This window comes from Kaistella gelatinilytica (assembly GCF_015679325.1).
GTDB classification, from domain to species: domain Bacteria; phylum Bacteroidota; class Bacteroidia; order Flavobacteriales; family Weeksellaceae; genus Kaistella; species Kaistella gelatinilytica.
On record NZ_JADPVI010000001.1, the window covers coordinates 1,245,896 to 1,262,880 of the forward strand.

Below are 16,985 nucleotides of genomic sequence, written 5' to 3' on the forward strand. Positions count from 1 at the left end.
AGTTTACAAAATGAAAATCTATAGATTTTTAAAGATTTTGTGTTCTTTTAGGAAGCATGATTTTAATCTTATCTTCAACTTAACTTTTGTGACTTTGTGGTTTTAAATTTGTGATATTTAGTTCTGCCTAAACTCCAAATTGTTCCAGATGGTGATTCAAATGTTTTGCAAACATATTATTCCATTCCTGCGCTTTCAGTTTTCCGAAAGAGAACGATTCTTTTCCGTCAAATGCATCTCTGCCTAACTGTTGTGTTTTTTGAATGAAGCCGATTAACCGTTTTTTTTCTAGATAGAAATCCTGGTCTCCTTTAATTTTAAATTGTGGCGCAGTGGGTGAATTTTGTGAATACGATTTTTCTCCGACCACTTTTGGTTTTACGAAATTCTTTAAAATAAACTTCGCAATTCCACTTGGTGCTTTGTGTTTTTGAGGTTCATAAACCATTTCATAAGTCACGTTGCAGTGCGCCAACATTTGGTCCACGGTCATTGTTCCCCACTTCCCTCCTGTTTCGGGTGATAGTTTATTGATCCGGTCGATGTAGGTTTGCGCTTCTTTCGCGTTGAAGATATCTTGCATAGTTTGTTTTTACTTTAACAAAAATAGAAATTATTAAGGAACAATTTTCAACTTAAATTTCACTTCTGATTCTACTTAATGTTTCCTGTGAAATCCCAAGGTAAGACGCGATCATGCCTAAAGGTGCGCGCAGAATAATGTTCGGATTTTCGTGAATTAATCTTAAATATTTTTCTTTAGCTGTGTGAAATTGAAGCGAAGAAATTCGGTCGGTCATTTGAGTAATGATATTTCCTAGTACAAACCGGCTAAAATTGGCACTTTCTAAAGATACTGAACACAATTCTTCCACTTTTGCGTAGTTGCAGAATTTAACGGTGCTTTCTTCGACGGCCTCAAAATTATATCGGGTAGGATTATTTTGAAAAAGTGTGTCGGAATTTGCCATTATATTTCCTTCGATATAAAATTTTGTCGTAATTTCTTTTCCGTTTTCGTAATAAAAAGAACGTATCAGACCTTGTTCTACAAAATAAATATTTCGATTGTATTGATCCTGTTTGCTGATCAGTTCTCCTTTTTTGAAAGTTTTGGTTTGAAAATCTCCATTTAAAAATTTTTCAATTTCAGGATTGTTTTTCAGATTATGGGGAAGAGCATCGATAAGTTCCATTAAAAGCTTTTTGCGAATTTAACGAAAAAGAACGTTTCGAATATTGAAACGTTCTTTCTATTAAAAGCTACTGTTAAAATTAAGTCTGTTAAACCTATGGTTTCAGAAAATCTACGTCTTGAAAAGTAGGATTTGGATATTTATAAAAGCCTTCCAAAGTTGAAAGTCCAAGCTTGTTTTGATCGATAAAATTTTTCTTCAAATAATCTACTACTTTACCCGCAGTTTCATCTTTTGTTTTTTCAAATTTAATTTTATTGATGTTATATGCAGTTGTAATTCCTACCACATCCAAAATTCCAAATGGACCAACCGGTGCGCCTGTTGCGACCATCCAGGCTTTATCTACCGTTTCTACATCGGCGACATCATTCACCAATAAAGTGGTTGCAGCATCCAAAAGCGGAACCAGTAAAGAATTCACAATGTAACCCGGCTGTTCTTTATGAAGTGGCAAAGCAACCATTCCAATATTTTTCGCAAAATCCACAACATCCTGAAAAACTTCGGGATTGGTCGTTGCATGACCCATAATTTCTGCGGTGTTGTGTTTCCAGATTTCATTCGCAAAATGCAGAGATAATAATTTCTCCGGTCTTCCACTTACCGAAGCAAACATACTTGGTAACAAGGTTGAAGTGTTGGTTGCAAAAATGGTTTTCTGCGGTGCGAGGGGCGCCAGTTTCGTATAAAATTCCGTTTTAATTGCGGGGTTTTCCGGTATCGCTTCGATCATTAAATCCGCATTTTTTACAGAATCTTTTAAATCAGTGGAATAAGAAATTCTTTCGAAAGTTTCTTCCAGTTGGGCATCTGTAACATTAAGATCTTTTTTAAAGTTTTCTGCCAGAATTTGGAAACTCTTTTTTGCTTTTTCTAAAACCTCATCATTAATATCATAAACAACCACGTTGAAACCGTGAAAAGCAGACTGAAATGCAATCTGTGAGCCTAAAACTCCACTTCCTGCAATAGTAACATTTTGTATTTTCATTTTTTAAATTTTATTATTTTAAATCATTCTCTACCTCAAAGTTGCAATTTAATCGGCACAATTCCTTTGATATATATCAAAATCGATATAAAAAGAACGTCCGAACCGAAGTCCAGACGTTCTCAACAAACAAACAGTATGAAAACTGTTATTTTTTAATTCAGAAAATTTTCATCGTCAATGATTAAATTCGGATTTTCTTGGCTAGGAATTTCTTCCTCGTAATCTTCTGAAACATTATATTTTTTAAATAAGAAATGGATTTTAATTTTCAAAGCGATCCAGCCGATAATGAAATAAACCCAACCTAAAATCAGCAAGTGAACCAGATATTTTTTAGTCAAAATTGCAGATCCATTTTGTACCACCATGATCTTCAGCGCTTCTAAATAAGGCGTTAAAGGAATAATCGCAGTAAAATTTTTGATAAATTCCGGCATGGCGTAAGTTGGCCACGTAAATCCACTGATAATAAATGCAGGCGACGCGATCACCATTAAATACTGAGTCGCTTTCAGCGCATCCGGAATTACGATACTTACCAAAACTCCGAGATTCGTCGCTGCGACGACAAAAACTGCGGTGATTAAAAAGAAATTCCAGACATTATCCGGGACGGGAATTTTGAAATAGAGACTGCACAGATAGAAAAAAAGAATGTTGAAATTCGCAAAAACCCATATTGGCAGACATTTTATCGCCATCACGGCAACGGCATATTTTTCCTTACCTGCAAAATCTTTGATGAAGGATTCTCTTTTAAATTCTTCGGAAAATGAAACAGCCATCGCCAATAAAATCACCTGCTGTAAAACGACCGCCATCATTGCGGGCCACATAAAAACTAGGTAATTGCTGGTCGTGTTGAAGAGCGTAATATAATTCGCTTTGAAAGGTTCGAACTGGGTTTTCGCCAAATCGGCATTCATTCCTTTTTTTTGTAGTGCTTTTATTTCTGCTCCGGCGGAAAACGTTCCTAAGGTTTGCTGAATGGCCTTCGTTGCGAAATTCGCCGTCAAAACGTTTGAAGTGTTTACATAAACATTCACTTCCGGATACTTTTTCTGCAACATCATTGCTTCGAAACGTTCCGGAATGATGATCACTGCAGCTGCCTCTGTTTTGATAGTTTCATCTTTCAGGTTTGCCGGTTCGTTGATGTAACTCAGCACTTTTATCGCTTTGCTGTCCTGAAGCATTTCCAAAAGTTGGTCCGATAAAGGCGTGTTGTCGTGATTCACCACGATCACGGGAATGTTTTCTACTTTCCCGGATTGATACGTAAACCCGATCAATAATGCATAGAAAACCGGCGCTAAAAAGAAAACCGAAATCAAGGTTTTGTTCGTTAAGAACAGGCGGAATTCCCTTTTTAATAAATATCTAATTTGTTTCATTTTGTGACTTTTAGTTAAACAATTACTTTAAAGTCACATTAGAATTCACCAAAATATCTTTCGCTGCCTTCTTATTTTCCGGCACAACTTTGATTTCGTAAATCGCTTCTTCCGGTTCGTAATCAGGGAAAGCCGTCGTGATATCTGCATATTTTGCCAGTTGTTTAATGGCGACAATTTTTCCGGTAAATTCTTTTTTGTTATAGTTTACCAACATTTTGACGGTCATTCCTTTTTGATATTTCGAAATTTTACTTTCGGGAATCGTGAATCTGAAATAAGAAGTTTCGGGAATGTAACCTGTGAAAAGTGGATAACCTGCAGTTGCCAATTCTCCTTTGTTCAACGCGATGGTTTCAATTTCCATGTCATTGGTGGCAATGATGTATTTTTCAGAATTCGCAATATTTGCTTCCTGCAAAGCGCCGGCTGCTTGATTTGCTTGTCCTTGCGCCATTTCAATTTTTTCGTAGCGCGTTCCGGATTGCACATCATGAAGTTCAGCATTCACCGCATCCAATTGTGCTTTTGCACCTTGGTATTTTGCAAAATATTCATCGTAATTTTGGGGCGAAAGCAAACTGTCATCATACATATTTTTTGCTCTGTTAAAAGATTTTTGAGCATATTGAAACTGCTCTTGCAAACCTTTTTGTTTGGCTTTTAACTGACGAAGTTGATCATTGGTTGCTCCATTTTTCGCCATTTGAACTTGTGCTCTTGCTGCAGAAGTTGCACCTTTTGCCTGCGCAATTTTCGCGGAAACTTCAGGAACATCTAAAATCGCAAGCGTATCGCCAACTTTCACGGTTTGTCCTTCTTCCACTTTAATGGTGAGAATTCTTCCGGTCAATTTTGGGGCGAAGGAAACAATTTCCTTTTTCGTTTTGCCCACAATTTCTCTTTCAGGTTTTGATTCTTTACAGCCCGAAAGTGCAAGAGCACTTGCCAAAGCCAAAGAAGTTAATACAGTATTTTTCATGTCTATTGTTTGTTTGTTTGTTGTATTGTTGAAGGAATTTTCTTCCGTCATTTTCTCTTATCTAAAAGTCTATATCTATTATCTTTCAGTCTGTCCTCTTTAATTTAAAGTTTTTCGAGCTGTAAATTCTGCGTAGATTTCATCAGTTCGATGGCGCTTCTTCTTTGATTGAAAATTGCGTTCTGATATTCCAGTTCGGCATTTTGTAAATCATTTTCGGCTTCAATTAAAGCCGCGGAAGTTTTGGTTCCATATCGAAATTCCTTTTCCACTTGTTCTAAACCTTGTTTTGCAATTTCACGGGATTTTTCTTTCAATTTGATTTGAGAATTCGCTATCGTGTAATTCGTTTGATTGTTGGCTAAATTCAGATTCAGTTTTTTAGATGCATCGCGTTTTTTATTTTCCAAAATTTCTTTTTCAATTTTGGCTTTTTCTACCAGATGCTTTCCTTCATTACCATCAAAAACATCCCATTTAAAACCAACTCCGGCTTGAACCAAAGGCAACACATTTAAATTCGATGGATTAAAATCCAGTTTCTTTCCAGAGTTGGGCAACAATTCTTTTGACGTTGAAATATTCCCATTAAATAATCCAATATAACTTACGGAAGTTTGCGCCTGAACTTTCGGAACCCACCATCTTTCCTCGGCTTTAATTTTATAATCAGTTGCTTTGATGCCGTGATCCAGGGCTTGAATCTCTACTCTATTCTCAATGTTTTGATCAAGAACTTCATAGGAAATAGTTTCCAATTGTGGCTGAATTAAAGCAATTCTTTCTCGTTCGATTCCGGTCAATATTTCGATCTGAGTAATCAGCAATTCTTTTTTTCCTTCGTATTCTACTAATTTCGAATCCAAAGTTGCTTGCGCCAATTCAATTTTTTTATGATCGTAAGGAGTGATTAATCCGTAACCTAATGCTTTATCAGCCGTTTTTTTATTGATATCTAAACGTTTTTTTGCTTCATCTAAAACTTTCTTCGATTCCTGAACCAAGGCCATTTGATCATACGCTTTAGAAATTTCGGTAATGATTTCATCCCGGCTTTTCTGCATCAATAAATTTTCAGAAATATTTTTTTCCTTGTTGGCTGCTTTCAGATATTTCACTTTTCCACCAGAATAGAGCAAAACACTCGCCTCGGCTTTTGCCATGGTTGAAATCCCAGAAATATTAAGATTATTTGAAAGTTGACCTTCAGGAATTACAGCGCCCGGGAAAATGGGTGGAAGTGCGGGAAGATTAATTTCAGGCGAATTAAGACGCGCGGAAGTGTAGAGATATCCAGCCTTTCCTGTTACTTCAACTTTCGGAAGAAAAACATCTTTCAGTTTTTGATCATCGAGTTGGGTATATTTATTTTCGAGGGTTTGTTGGGTTAAAGTTCCGTCGTTTTTTAGCGCGCTATCGATCAGTTCCTGTAAAGTCGGCGCTTGTTGGGCAGAAAAAACCAGCGGGAAAAAGACCAGCAATTTGGCCAAATTATTTTTAAGCGTTTTCATATTCGTTGTCTGTTTGTTTGTGGGTACAAAGTTGAGCATAATATGTTTTGATTCCTTTGACATTTGTCAAAAAGGTAATTTGTAAACGAATTTTTCGGACAAAAAAATCCGCTTCAAAATTGAAACGGATTTGTGATTAGTGGAAGTGAAAATTATTCGGTAATCGTAACTTTCGTTCCTTTCGTATGTGCATTCATTTGCGGTGCGTAATAATTTTGCAACGTTGTAATTCCATTGCTGAATGTTCCCGATGCGTTACAAATATAATCGTACTCGAAAACATATTTTCCTTTCGGCATGTATTCGATGTAGAAGTTCGTGGACGCATCTTTAGTCGATTGATAATATCCTAAACCGTTTTTCCATTCATAACCGGAAATGACATTTAAAGGTTCAAATCCTGCCGCTCTCATGTCTTTCAAGTGAATAAATTCCATATTTCGGTCCGTGTTCAAAATCATTCTTACGGTGACTTTATCACCAACTTTTAAGGGCGAATTTTCTGTAATTTTCACCAATTCTTCGCCATTCACAGTTTTTACTTTCTTGTACAATTCTTTAGTGATGGAAAGGTAAGATTCGGAAGATTTTATTTTATCCAGATCCTCATAATATTGCCAGAATAATCCACCTTGAACAATTCCAGGACCAGGTTTTGTGACGGTCACTGTTCCTAATTTTTTGTCGATATCTTCTCCTTTTAAAGTTGATTTCACATAACCTGTCGCTTTCGTATCAGGATTGGTTAGTTCTTTTCCGCCCCAAATTATCGTGGCTTTATCACTTTCAGAACTTGTCCAGGATTTTCCTGAATTAAGAATCGTGAAAATAACTTCCGCCGTTCCGCGTGAACTTCCCCAGGAATTAACTTCTTTCTGCGTGATCAACCAAATTTTCATTTCTTCAATGAAAGTTTCATCCGTTGGCGTCAACTTATTAAACGCTTCCAAAGCTCCGGCGTGATTCACGGTTTTGGAATTATACCATCCCCAATCGTTGAGATTTTGTTTCCAATAAATTCCTTGAGTTTCCGATTCTGTGGAAGTTTCTTTTAAATAAGTCAGTAATTTTTTAGATAAAACCGGCAGTTTATAATCATTAAAAAGTAAAGCAGCACGATGCAAACCGAAGAACGTAAAATCAGTGATTTTCGCAGTTGGTGCTTTTTTAATGACCAAATTTTTCAGTTGCGCACCTTTTCCTTTTAACGGAAAGTCTTTTTCCCAGAAATTTCTGGTGTCGAGATAGTCGAGAACATAATTATTCCAAACGTGTTCTTTCTTCACATCCCAATATTTATGAACTTCAGAATCTACATAATTAATGAGTTTTGCAACCATTTCTTTTTGCGCTGATGATTGATAATCCGCTGTATTTCCTTTCAGCCATTCATTAATTTTCCCTAAATTTTTCAAGATGTAAAGGGAGTTGTAATAGGAACTCGGATAACCTTGATACCAGGAAAATCCACCATCTGGATTTTGCAATTTATGCAATTCGCTCCAATCTTCATTGATGGAATTTCGCATATTATTCGCGTCAAATAATCGAGCGAGTTTTTCCATTTGCTCCGTTTCATTTTTACTTTCCAAAACCCACGGAGTTTCTTCCAAAAGCAATTGTTTCAGTTCCTGATTTTTTTCCAGGTTAGAAACTAATAAACCTTTGCTTTGATATTCTTCGAAAACGGTTTTTAATTTCGGATTCGCTTTAAAAATTTCGGAAGCCAAAACATCAGCAAACCATTTATTAAAAACGACATCCGCAGAATTGTTCGTGTCATTTTTCAAACTTGGCAAAGCAAACATAATTTCCCAAATCGGATTGGTCGTCAATTCCAAAGTATTGGAGAAATTGGTTGCGGTGGTCGAAGTGTTTTTTGCTAAATTTTCTAAAGTAAAAGTTTTGGTTTGACCTTCTTTCACAAAAATTGGAACCGCGTCTGTCACCAACATTCTATTTGGCAACACGGCGATTGCTTTTTGTTCACCATCAGAAAAATTCCCCGCTTTGGCCACGACTTTTATAATCATGGGAGAAACATCAATTGGAACTTTTAATTTCCAGCTTACGACTTCATTTCCATTCTCTTTTAATTCAAAGGATTTTTGAGTTTCATTTAAATTGAATTTAGATGAAATATCTTCATTCGTAAAAGCATCTAAAATTTGCAACTGCGCAGTTCCACTCAATTTCTTAGCAACTAAACTGGAGAGTTTTGATTGCAGATTTAATTCATCACCTTCCCGCAAAAATCTCGGATAATTTGGCGTTACCGAAAACTCTTTTTGAGTAACAACTGATTTTTCTAAAGTTGCAGAACGCGCATCTTTAGTATGTGCTAAAAACATCAATTTCCATTGGGTTAATGCTTCCGGCGAAGTAAATTCAAAAGTGACATTTCCGTCTTTGTCGGTCATTAAATTAGGATAGAAAAAGGCGGTTTCGTTAAGATTTTGACGAACTGGGATTTTGTCGAGGTCTAACTTTTTTTCTTCAATATTTTTAGTTTTGATTGAATCTGTGGCATAACCTACACTCATTTTCTCTCTTTTTACTCCTAGTGCCGTCACCACGACTCCTTCAACATCATGCGATTCTCTAATTTCTTTTGCTGATGCCATTGGAGCGGAAACGCTATCATACATAACATTCCCATAAATACCGCCATTAAACCAATTAAATTCCGGAATATTTACATTCTTTTGTCCTAAATAAGGAACTCTTTTGCTAAAGTTTTTCTGCGAAAGATTTTCGTTAATTACATAAGAGTTCATGATGAAAGATCTTTGATAGATTTGTTGGAAAGAATAAGAATTACCCGCAAATTGATCCAGAGATTTATCATACATATTCGCCAAAACTTCAGCGTTAATTTTTTCTTTATCATCGCCCATAACTTTAACCGTCCATTTTTCTTTTTGTCCAGGCTGCAATTTATCACGGAAAGTAACGGTTTCAATTCGCAATGGTTTTTTGTCGGAAGCAATTGAAAGATTGATATTTTCAGTTTTTACATCGTTAAAAGCGACCAACTGAAACTGAACATTGATTTGATCGATGCTTTCATCTTTCGGAAAAGCAACTTCATATTCTAAAAGTCCATTTTTGAATTTTTTCTGTTCCGTTAGAGTTTCGCCATTTCCATTTTGAACATAAACATTTACCAAAGCATCCGGAACTGCAGAATACACGTAGATTTTCGCTTTCTCATTTCGCTTGTATTCTAATTTTGGCTGGATCACTTTCAAATAAGGATTTTGAGATTCTGTCAAAAATCGCTTGTCATAAACAGCGAAAGTTTTTTCGGTTTTAATGCTATCTTTTCCTTCTATATTAAAGAGTTCGAGTTTGTAATTTCCAGCAGAAAGTTTTCCAAGATCTAAGGATTCTTCACCTCGTTTCTCTCCATTGATAATGATAGATTGTGTTTTCCACTCTTTCTCTTCTTTAGAAAAATAATCATGCGGGAATTTTTGAATGAATTCAGATTTTGAAAACTTCGGCAGATCCTGAATTTGATTTTCAAAATTAGTTCGGAAAATCCTTTCTTTAGGCTGAAGTTTCGACAATTTAACCTGATACATTTTTTTTAAATTCTGATCATTATAATTTTTAGTTTCTACTTTAATTTTGATATTCTCATCGGTGAACGTATCTTTGATATCATCTGCTTTGATATAGTGCGAAACAGAAGCAACTTTTACATTTTCTGTAGAAGATTGCGTTTCTCCGTTAATGTCGGTTACAGAAGCATTAATTTGATAATTATCAACTTGAATTCCTTCTAAAGTTTCATCTTTTTTCAGATCGAGTTTAATAATAAATTCTCCTTTATCGTTGGTTTTAACTTCTCCGAGAATTGAGTTTTCATTATCATTTCCTCTTGAATACCACCAAAAATATCTCCAGCGAATATTTTGTTTTTTGATTTCATAATTCAAAATTGCATTGCTTAAAGCAATACCCGAAAACATCACTGCTTTTCCTTTCAATTCGATGGTTTGCCCGTATTTATATTCTTCTTTAATGGGTTCAAAAGTCACCTCAAATTTCGGCCGTTTGTATTCTTCAACTTTAAATCCTTTGTAAGCATCTATTTTATTTGCATGAATTTGAAGGGAGAATTGTCCATTCAGTTTTCCGTTCGGTAAAGTGAAACTTCCGTGGTAAGAACCGAACTCATTGGTAGTGAATTTTTGAGAAGAAATTTTTTCACCGTTGGCATCATTTAAAGTTATTTCCTGGGAAACACCAGACGACACAGATTCTTTATCCATCAACAATTTCGTGTTGATCACTTTAAAATAAACAATTTGTCCGGGACGATAAATTCCGCGATCGATAAAAATCTGCGCCAGATTTTGCTGTCCAGTTTTTTGCGGTTGATCATAATTTCGAGTGCCGTAAACCTGCATCAAATTGTAATCATTTGAAGAAGGTTGCTGAATCAGATAATGACGGTAATAATCATTATTCTTAGAAACTGGGAATTTAAACAGCGCAAACTGATCTGTTTTTGCCACAAAAGAATTGGCTTTGTTATCGTTTGTAAATTCATATATTTTCAGATTTTCATTCGAAACTGATTTCCCATCTTCGCGATTCACCAATTTTAATTGGCCAGAGATGCTTTTACGTTCATCTTTTTTATTATAAATAATTCTGGAATTTGTGGCAATGAAATAAAAATTCTCCTGAATCGTATTTTCCACCACATATTCCGCGAGATAGATCCCGGAAGGAAGAGCTTTTATTTCCAGAGAAGTTTTGTGATTTTTATAATCTCGTAAATCCTCTAGATCGAAACTTTCTTTTCTCACCAACGTTTTCTTAACCGCTGGAAAACGAGTTTTATCGTACGAATTTGCCACATATTTCAGAAAATTCTGCTGATCGTCTTTAACTTCATAAATATTCAAAGAAAACTTAGAAACATTTTTTGCGTCGGCAACCAAGTGAATCGGCAAATTTGACTGCGTATGTGTTTCGTAATGAATCGTTAAATTGGGTTGAAGAATACTGTTTTCCCGATTAAGAATACTATTTATAAATTTAGATTTTGCATATTGTTCTTTCGTATTTTTAATCAAAGCAAGCGCTTCAGTATATTTTTGTTCAGCCGTTAACTGATCAACTATTTCAGCAATAATTAATACTTTATAATCTCCTTCTGTGGAAGATTTAACCAAATTTTGAAGTTGTTGAGTTTTGTCTTTACAATTGGTAAAATCACAGTCATCATTTAATTTTTGATGTTGAAAATAAAGTTTTGAATTTCCTGAATTTTTATTTATTAATGCGGAATACAGATCTGAAATCTTAGATTGATTGATTTTCAGTTCATTTGTAGTGAAGAGTTGCGAATTATTATAGAATTTAATCTCATTCATTGCATTCCAGTCAAATAAAGTGGGGAAGAAATGTAAGTCTTCGGTGTCCTCAAAAATTTCTTTGTATTTTGAAATTTGAATTTTCTGCAACTCTACTTTTTTCCCTGCTAAAACGGTAAAATGCTTGGTCAGATAATTTTTAAAATCCAGTTTCGACCACGTTTCAATCTGGGAAAGATCCTGATTATTGAAATTGGTTCGCTGATTTATTTGCCACTGATTTTCATTGTAGTAATCACCAAAAAATTCGCCCAACAAAACCTGAAATAATAATTTTTCGTCGCCTTTCAATTTCTCATCGAAACCGCTCAACTTTTTAAAAAATACGCTTGAAGAATTATTTTTAGTGTCATCATACGTTTGATTCACGATGCTAAATTCTGCTTTCAAAGAACGAATAAGTTGAATGGCGTTGTCTTCTTTCATAGATTGGTTTTGAATTTCTAAAATTAAAGGCAGATTCGATTTGAACTTTCCCGTTTTGTAATTTTCAGCGATTTTTTTCCATTGGTCATCATAGTGTTTCTGTCCGAAAACATAAGCAAAACTAAATAGCAAAAGGAGGATTGTAAAAATTTTATTTTTCATAGATTTGTTTTCTGATTGGCAATCTTGAAGGTTTTAAGAACTTGAAGATTTATGAATATGCACCGTTTAAATTTACTAAAAAAATACATCATCGACAGTCAAATTTATGTTTCATTAATGGGAACTCTATTTGCTGTGTTTTTTATGTTTGAGCAGGATATTATCAAAACTCCGACCATTGCACTTATTTTCATTACGTACTTCAGCGGATATTTGTACACGAAATACCAGGACAGCGGAAAAATATTTTATAAAGTATTGATCGTAAATGTTATATCCGGACTTATTTCTGCAGCATTAATTATCTACAATCACAATGATGGTAGACTTGTAAAATGGGCGATCATCATTATCATTGGACTTTTATATGACAGTAAATTCCTGAAATATTTTGTTCGGAAAATTCCACTTTTCAAAGTTTTTTACGTGGGTTTAACCTGGGCGTTGATCAACTCCTGGTTGATCTTACCAACTTTTCATCCAGAGATTTTTTGGATCAGTTTACTGTTTATCACCGCGTTGGTTTTACCGTTTGACATTCGGGATATGAAATCTGACAATGTCATTACTTTCCCGCGATTAATTGGTGTACAAAAGACCAAATATTTTGCTTACTTTCTTGTTTTTCTTAGTTTAATGATCTCTATTTTTTATTTAAAACCAGCATATTCCTTTGCCTTTTATTTGACATCCTTAGTCACTTTTATACTCATCTATTTTTCAGAAAATGGTAACAAAGAATCTTATTTTTCTTTTTGGGTAGAGACTTGCAGCGGAATCCCTTTATTATTTATATTGTTAAATTGGCTCATTAATTGATATTCACTTTCCCAAAAAATAAACGAATTGCGATCTAAATTTATTTTTCCTCTTATTTTATTGTTATCCTCCATTTCTTTTGTCTCCGCACAAGAGAAAAAAGACTCCATATATTACAAAATTGAAACATTTTCTGACAAACGGAAATCAACAAAATTTATTCACCGCCTGATCTTTCGGCGAGAAGCAGATTCTGTTTCAGTAGAATCAAGAACAAAAGAACATGCTCAGGTTAGTTATGATGGCAAAATCATTAGAAATATAAAAATTGAAACCATCGATCCTTTTGGACATAAAACTTCAGATAAAAATGGAGACACGAAATGGTATGACCGTCTAGCTGACCGCGTTCACATTGATTCTAAAAAATCAACCATCAATAATTATCTGCTCTTCAAAAAAGGGGAAAAATACAATGCACAGAAATTGTATGAATCTGAACGTGTATTGCGGAATATGCAGTTCGTGAACCGCGTAAACATCAGTGTTATTGACAGTTCTGCAACCAAAGATTCTATCGATGTCATGGTGAAAATTCTGGATTCCTGGAGTTTGAAACCCAGCTTAAGTTTCTCCGGAAGTAGAATTGGAGCCGGGATCACCGAAGAAAACTTTATGGGTTTGGGACATGAAGTTAGTTTCCTTTATGACAATGATTTTAAAGATAAACAGAATAAAATCTATGGAAGTTATACGGCATACAATATGTTTGGAACGTTCATCAATGCAGGAATTTCTGCAGAAAAAGATTTTTTGGATAATGAAAGAGTCAATTTCAGTGCGCGGCGGGATTTCTTTTCTCCATTAACAAGATGGGCGGGAGGATTTACGTTCGAATATTTTATGCGAAAAGTTTTAATGCCCGTTGAAAACACAGATGTATTCCCGGAAGTTCAGATCAAAGTTTACAATCAGGATCTATGGGGCGGTTATCAGTTTCCTGTTTTTTTTGGAGACAGAAGTGAAATTTCCCGGAACATTGCGGTTTTAGGCCGATTTCAGAACTATCAGTACAAAGACCGTCCGATCACAGATCAACAAAACTTTTTTGCGACGTACAACAGCTTTTTAGCTTCTGCAACTTATATAGAACGGAAATTCTCTGTGAAAAAAAATGTCTTCGATTACAATCTTCCCGAAGATATTCCATATGGAAAATCATTTGGAGTTACCTCAGGATTGATCAAAAGAAGCAGTAAAATAACGCCGTACGCCGGGATTTCCGCAGGAGTTGGGACTTTTATCAACTGGGGTTATGTTACGGTTAACGCAGAATATGGAAGATTCTTCAACGAAGCCACGGAAAACAGCGATTCCTTCCGTTTCGAAGGTACTTATTACACCAAGCTGCAGAACTTAAAATTTGGCAAAGTGAGACATTTCTTCTCTCCTACTTTTGCATGGGGAAGCGAATTGTACAATACGACCTACAAAGACCGCATCAATCTTTCTACCCAAAACGAATTTCCTGCATACAGCGGTGATTTCATTGGGACAAAAAAATTAATCTTGCGTTATCAAACTCAATTTTTCATCGATAAGACGTGGAAGAACTTTCATTTTAGTCCGTACAGTATTATCGCTTTAGGCTGGCTTTCACAAAACAATCAAAAATTATTCAGTGCAAAAACGAACTCAAAATTTGGGATCGGGGTTTTGATCAATAATCCTTATCTGGTTTTCAACAAAATTCAGGTTTCATTTGTTTATTATCCGAACGTTCCTTTTGATAATAAACCTGTGTTCGATTTTAACAGATATCGCAATGATATGATCCCTTTTAATTCATTCGGAACCGATATTCCTCACTTTGTAAATTTTGATAACTAAATTCAAAAATCTTTTTTTAAGAGCATTCTGAAATGAAATTTTTATCTTTACTGAAATTTAGCAGGATGGAAAATTTCGAAGATCTTAAAAACAAATTAGTTCAGGCAATCAACGAAAGTTCAGACAAAAATTTGATTTCCAAACTTTGGAAATTAGTGAATATGGAAAACAGTAATTCCGTGTTTGAACCACAATCTATCTACGAATCTGAAAAACCGATGACGGAGGAAGAAGTAGAAGACTATTTTCGGGAGGAAGAAATTATTTTACCGCCTGCAGTTTTGAAAATGATTGAGCGGGGAATGGACGATGTAAAAAATGGAAGAGTTTACACCGAAGATGAAATGGACAAAATGGATGAAGAATGGCTAAATTAAAGGTCGAATGGACTCATTTTGCAAAGCAACAAAGAGACGAAATTTTTTCATATTGGAATATTAGAAATAAAAGCACATCGTATTCGAAAAAATTGAAAATTGAGATCAAACAGAAAACTGAGCAATTAAAAGCCTATCCTTTTTCTGGAAAGAAAGTATTTAATAATGAAACTAGAATTTTAATTTTAAAAAATTATAGCCTAATTTATCTTGTTCAAGGAGAAATCATTTATATTATTTCATTTTGGGAAAATCATCAAAATCCTGAAAAACTCCAAACCATTTTAGGATCATGATCATCAGCAATTTAAAAATTCTCAACTTCAAAAATCATCAGGAAAGGAATTTCGGATTTTCTGCGCAAATCAATTGTTTTGTGGGCAATAATGGTGTCGGAAAAACCAATATTCTCGATGCGCTCCATTATTTATCGGTCGCGAAAAGTTTTCTGGGAAACACCGATTTAAATAACATTAAAACTGACGAAGATTTTTTCACCATTGAAGGAACAGTCGATGATGGCGAAAAGGAAAATATCATTAAGGTTCAGCAACCGAAAGATGCTAAGAAGCTCATTAAAAAAAATGATAAATCTTATGATAGAATCGCGGATCATATCGGTTTTTTACCAAGTGTAATTATCTCACCCTACGATTCGAATTTGATTTCAGATTCGGGGGAAAGTCGCAGAAGATTTTTGGATGCGATGATTTCACAGACTGATTTTGAATACCTTTTTAATCTCATTCAATATCAAAAAACGGTTCAACAGAGAAATGCTTTGCTCAAAAGTTTTGCAAAAAACAGATATTTTGATGCAGATAATCTGGAAATTTACAACCAGCCCTTAATTAAATTTGGTACCAAAATTTTTGTAAAAAGACAGCAGTTTACGGATTCCATATTGCCTTTAATTCAGAGTTATTACGAAACGATCTCCAACGGAAAAGAAAAAGTTACGGTTAATTATCAATCGGATCTGCAGGAGGGTTTTGACTATTCTCAACCTGACCAGAAATTTAAAAATTTACTCCTCGAAAATTTAGAAAAAGACAGAGCGGTAACGTATACTTCCAAGGGAATTCATAAAGATGATCTGCTTTTCGAAATGAACGGAAATTCATTGAAAAAAATCGGAAGTCAAGGTCAGCAAAAATCTTTTCTGATCGCGCTGAAACTTTCTCAAATGAACCGAATTAAGGAATTGACCGGAAAAACGCCCATTCTTTTACTGGATGATATTTTTGACAAACTCGATGATTCCAGGGTTTCACAATTAATAGAACTCGTCAATCAGGAACATTTCGGACAGATTTTTATTACGGACACAAATAAAGAACGAACGGAAAATTTGGTAAAAAGGATCAACGAGGAAAGCAAAATTTTTGAGTTGTAAAAGGAGTTTCGGGTTTCGGGTTCCGTGGCTCGAGTCTTTGAATGTAAACTTATATTAAAAACAATATTTTAATTAAAAAATAGGAAATAATGAGTTACAGAACACTTGATATTTATAAAATAAGTTTTGATCTTTTTTTAAAAACGCATCCATGTTCGTTAAAACTTCCCAAGTATGAGCTTTATGAATTGGGTAGTCAACTGCGACGATCATCAGATTCTATTGTGTCAAACATTATCGAAGGTTATGGAAGAAGCTATTACAAAAAAGAATATGAGAGATTTCTTGTTTTTAGCCACTCAAGTTGCGATGAAACAATTGGTCATTTAGAAAAACTCATTTGTTTATACCCACATTTAAAAGACGATTTTGAACCGCTTCGAAAAGAGTATGATTTATTAGGTGGAAAAATAAATAACTATCTTAAATGGGTCAGAATCAACTGGAACGATGAAAAAACCAAACCTTAAACTCGAAGCTCGAAACTCAAACCTCGTAACTC

13 protein-coding genes are annotated in these 16,985 nt (G+C 34.8%); 6 read left to right on the plus strand and 7 right to left on the minus strand.

Annotated elements, in window-relative coordinates:
• Positions 1-127: 127 nt before the first annotated feature.
• The 7 genes from IV494_RS05545 to IV494_RS05575 all read right to left on the minus strand — a co-directional run bounded on the left by IV494_RS05545 (position 128) and on the right by IV494_RS05575 (position 12,061).
• Positions 128-583, minus strand: a complete 456-nt coding sequence (locus IV494_RS05545) for a DUF1569 domain-containing protein (protein ID WP_196079146.1) — start codon at positions 581-583, stop codon at positions 128-130.
• Between the two features lie 52 nt (positions 584-635).
• A complete protein-coding gene (locus tag IV494_RS05550) occupies positions 636-1,196 on the minus strand; it encodes a Crp/Fnr family transcriptional regulator (RefSeq protein ID WP_196079147.1) in 561 nt (186 codons plus the stop codon).
• Positions 1,197-1,290: 94 nt separating this feature from the next.
• Positions 1,291-2,190: a 3-hydroxyacyl-CoA dehydrogenase gene (locus IV494_RS05555; protein WP_196079148.1), complete on the minus strand. Its 900-nt coding sequence runs from the start codon at positions 2,188-2,190 to the stop codon at positions 1,291-1,293.
• Between the two features lie 155 nt (positions 2,191-2,345).
• Positions 2,346-3,587 (minus strand): ABC transporter permease, encoded by a 1,242-nt coding sequence (locus tag IV494_RS05560; protein ID WP_196079149.1) that lies wholly within the window; start codon positions 3,585-3,587, stop codon positions 2,346-2,348.
• A gap of 22 nt (positions 3,588-3,609) precedes the next feature.
• The gene (locus tag IV494_RS05565) at positions 3,610-4,569 is read right to left on the minus strand and encodes an HlyD family secretion protein (protein ID WP_196079150.1); all 960 of its coding nucleotides are present in this window, start codon (positions 4,567-4,569) and stop codon (positions 3,610-3,612) included.
• 104 nt (positions 4,570-4,673) lie between these two features.
• Positions 4,674-6,080, minus strand: a complete 1,407-nt coding sequence (locus IV494_RS05570; protein WP_196079151.1) for a TolC family protein — start codon at positions 6,078-6,080, stop codon at positions 4,674-4,676.
• Between the two features lie 152 nt (positions 6,081-6,232).
• Entirely contained in the window at positions 6,233-12,061 is a 5,829-nt protein-coding gene (locus IV494_RS05575) for an alpha-2-macroglobulin family protein (RefSeq protein ID WP_196079152.1), read from the minus strand.
• A gap of 57 nt (positions 12,062-12,118) precedes the next feature.
• Between IV494_RS05575 and IV494_RS05580 the strand changes: the two genes are divergently transcribed.
• The 6 genes from IV494_RS05580 to IV494_RS05605 all read left to right on the plus strand — a co-directional run bounded on the left by IV494_RS05580 (position 12,119) and on the right by IV494_RS05605 (position 16,953).
• The gene (locus IV494_RS05580) at positions 12,119-12,880 is read left to right on the plus strand and encodes a UbiA prenyltransferase family protein (RefSeq protein WP_196079153.1); all 762 of its coding nucleotides are present in this window, start codon (positions 12,119-12,121) and stop codon (positions 12,878-12,880) included.
• Positions 12,881-12,907: 27 nt separating this feature from the next.
• Positions 12,908-14,710 carry a BamA/TamA family outer membrane protein gene (locus IV494_RS05585; RefSeq protein WP_230379914.1) on the plus strand — a complete coding sequence of 601 codons (1,803 nt, stop codon included), beginning with the start codon at positions 12,908-12,910 and terminating at the stop codon, positions 14,708-14,710.
• Positions 14,711-14,775: 65 nt separating this feature from the next.
• Positions 14,776-15,087, plus strand: a complete 312-nt coding sequence (locus tag IV494_RS05590; protein WP_196079154.1) for a hypothetical protein — start codon at positions 14,776-14,778, stop codon at positions 15,085-15,087.
• Positions 15,075-15,383 (plus strand): type II toxin-antitoxin system RelE/ParE family toxin, encoded by a 309-nt coding sequence (locus IV494_RS05595; protein ID WP_196079155.1) that lies wholly within the window; start codon positions 15,075-15,077, stop codon positions 15,381-15,383. Before IV494_RS05590 ends, IV494_RS05595 begins: the two co-directional genes overlap by 13 nt.
• A complete protein-coding gene (gene recF / locus IV494_RS05600; RefSeq protein ID WP_196079156.1) occupies positions 15,380-16,483 on the plus strand; it encodes a DNA replication/repair protein RecF in 1,104 nt (367 codons plus the stop codon). The genes IV494_RS05595 and recF overlap by 4 nt, the downstream gene beginning before the upstream one ends.
• Before the next feature lie 89 nt (positions 16,484-16,572).
• On the plus strand, positions 16,573-16,953 hold the full coding sequence (locus IV494_RS05605; RefSeq protein ID WP_196079157.1) for a four helix bundle protein: 381 nt from the start codon (positions 16,573-16,575) through the stop codon (positions 16,951-16,953).
• The last annotated feature ends 32 nt before the right edge of the window (positions 16,954-16,985 follow it).